Genomic DNA, 3,069 nt, shown 5'->3' with positions numbered 1-3,069 from the left:
CTTTCGGTAACGGATGTTCGGCGGTGTCCTACTCTCCCACACCCTGTCGGGTGCAGTACCATCGGCGCTGGAGGGCTTAGCTTCCGGGTTCGGAATGGGACCGGGCGTTTCCCCTCCGCTATGGCCGCCGTAACTCTATGAAACTGTCACACGGAACATCAGCGAAGACACAACCACCACACCATGTCGGTGGGGGTGTGTTCTTCTTCTTCAGTTCTGAAACGTGTGTGTTGTTTCAGATACTGCACAGTGGACGCGTAGCTTCTTTGTGGTAAGTCCTCGGCCTATTAGTACCAGTCACCTGCATCCGTTACCGGACTTCCAGTTCTGGCCTATCAACCCGGTGGTCTGCCGGGGGCCTTACCCCCTCGAGGGGGTGAGAAACCTCATCTTGGAACAGGCTTCCCGCTTAGATGCTTTCAGCGGTTATCCCTTCCGAACGTAGCTAACCAGCGGTGCTCCTGGTGGAACAACTGGCACACCAGAGGTTCGTCCGTCCCGGTCCTCTCGTACTAGGGACAGCCTTCCTCAAGTTTCTAACGCGCGCGGCGGATAGAGACCGAACTGTCTCACGACGTTCTAAACCCAGCTCGCGTGCCGCTTTAATGGGCGAACAGCCCAACCCTTGGGACCTACTCCAGCCCCAGGATGCGACGAGCCGACATCGAGGTGCCAAACCATCCCGTCGATATGGACTCTTGGGGAAGATCAGCCTGTTATCCCCGGGGTACCTTTTATCCGTTGAGCGACACCGCTTCCACTTGCCGGTGCCGGATCACTAGTCCCGACTTTCGTCCCTGCTCGACCTGTCAGTCTCACAGTCAAGCTCCCTTGTGCACTTGCACTCGACACCTGATTGCCAACCAGGCTGAGGGAACCTTTGGGCGCCTCCGTTACATTTTGGGAGGCAACCGCCCCAGTTAAACTACCCACCAGGCACTGTCCCTGAACCAGATCATGGTCCGAGGTTAGAGGTCCAATACGATCAGAGTGGTATTTCAACAACGACTCCACACTCACTGGCGTGAGCGCTTCACAGTCTCCCACCTATCCTACACAAACCGAACCGAACACCAATACCAAGCTGTAGTGAAGGTCCCGGGGTCTTTTCGTCCTGCCGCGCGTAACGAGCATCTTTACTCGTAATGCAATTTCGCCGAGTCTATGGTTGAGACAGCTGAGAAGTCGTTACGCCATTCGTGCAGGTCGGAACTTACCCGACAAGGAATTTCGCTACCTTAGGATGGTTATAGTTACCACCGCCGTTTACTGGGGCTTAAATTCTCAGCTTCGCCATTGCTGGCTAACCGGTCCTCTTAACCTTCCAGCACCGGGCAGGCGTCAGTCCGTATACATCGTCTTACGACTTCGCACGGACCTGTGTTTTTAGTAAACAGTCGCTTCTCACTGGTCTCTGCGGCCCCACCCAGCTCACACTGCAAGAGTGATCACCGGACGAGGCCCCCCTTCTCCCGAAGTTACGGGGGCATTTTGCCGAGTTCCTTAACCATAGTTATCTCGATCGCCTTAGTATTCTCTACCTGACCACCTGTGTCGGTTTGGGGTACGGGCCGTGTGAAAGCTCGCTAGAGGCTTTTCTCGGCAGCATAGGATCACTGAATTCGCCTCATTCGGCTATGCGTCACCTCTCAGGCTTGATGAATGGCGGATTTGCCTACCATTCGCCCTACAGGCTTACACCAGTATTACCACTGACTGGCTCAGCTACCTTCCTGCGTCACCCCATCGCTTGGCTACTACCAGATCAGGTCCCATGCATCCACATCCAGGGCCCCCGAAGGGGCGTAAGGACGCTTCAGGATGGTTAGTATCACTGATTCACCAGGGGCGCGTTCACACGGGTACGGGAATATCAACCCGTTGTCCATCGGCTACGCCTGTCGGCCTCGTCTTAGGTCCCGACTCACCCTGGGCGGATTAACCTGGCCCAGGAACCCTTGGTCATTCGGCGGACGAGTTTCTCACTCGTCTTTCGCTACTCATGCCTGCATTCTCACTCGTGTGGCCTCCACGGCTGGGTCACCCCGCCGCTTCCATGGCCACACGACGCTCCCCTACCCATCCACACCACTGCCCAAGACTCCGCAGAATCAAGGGGGTGCATTGTGTGAATGCCGCAGCTTCGGTGGTGTACTTGAGCCCCGCTACATTGTCGGCGCAGGATCACTTGACCAGTGAGCTATTACGCACTCTTTCAAGGGTGGCTGCTTCTAAGCCAACCTCCTGGTTGTCTTCGCGACCCCACATCCTTTTCCACTTAGTACACGCTTAGGGACCTTAGCTGGCGATCTGGGCTGTTTCCCTCTCGACTACGAACCTTATCGCCCGCAGTCTCACTGCCGCGCTCTCACTCACCGGCATTCGGAGTTTGGCTGATTTCGGTAAGCTTGTGGGCCCCCTAGACCATCCAGTAGCTCTACCTCCGGTGAGAAACACGCGACGCTGCACCTAAATGCATTTCGGGGAGAACCAGCTATCACGGAGTTTGATTGGCCTTTCACCCCTACCCACAGCTCATCCCCTCAGTTTTCAACCTAAGTGGGTTCGGTCCTCCACGACGTCTTACCGTCGCTTCAACCTGGCCATGGGTAGATCACTCCGCTTCGGGTCTAGAACATGCCACTAAAAACGCCCTATTCGGACTCGCTTTCGCTACGGCTACCCCACACGGGTTAACCTCGCGACATGCCACTAACTCGCAGGCTCATTCTTCAAAAGGCACGCCATCACCCCCAGTGACAAGTCACTCGAAGGCTTTGACGGATTGTAAGCGCACGGTTTCAGGTACTATTTCACTCCCCTCCCGGGGTACTTTTCACCTTTCCCTCACGGTACTAGTCCGCTATCGGTCACCAGGGAGTATTCAGGCTTATCGGGTGGTCCCGACAGATTCACACCAGATTTCACGGGCCCGGTGCTACTTGGGTTTCCATCACGACAGTCATCATGTTTTCGTGTACGGGACTCTCACCCTCTACGACAGGCCGTTCCAGACCACTTCCACTAACACAATGATTTCTTACTGTCGGCCAACACGGCAGCATTGAC

Annotated in this window: 2 rRNA genes (1 of these 2 running past the window's edge); both read right to left on the bottom strand. The window is 55.7% G+C overall.

The features are described 5' to 3' along the window. Window positions 1–15: 15 nt before the first annotated feature. Window positions 16–132, bottom strand: a 5S ribosomal RNA gene (rrf, locus tag RJ1_RS44265). A 135-nt stretch (window positions 133–267) separates the two neighbouring features. Continuing rightward, window positions 268–3,069 (bottom strand): 23S ribosomal RNA (locus RJ1_RS44260) (it continues 332 nt past the right edge of the window).

Source organism: Rhodococcus jostii NBRC 16295 (genome assembly GCF_001894825.1).
GTDB lineage: Bacteria > Actinomycetota > Actinomycetes > Mycobacteriales > Mycobacteriaceae > Rhodococcus_F > Rhodococcus_F jostii.
Note: the sequence above shows the minus strand (reverse complement) of the source record. Positions and strands in the feature narration are given on the sequence as shown.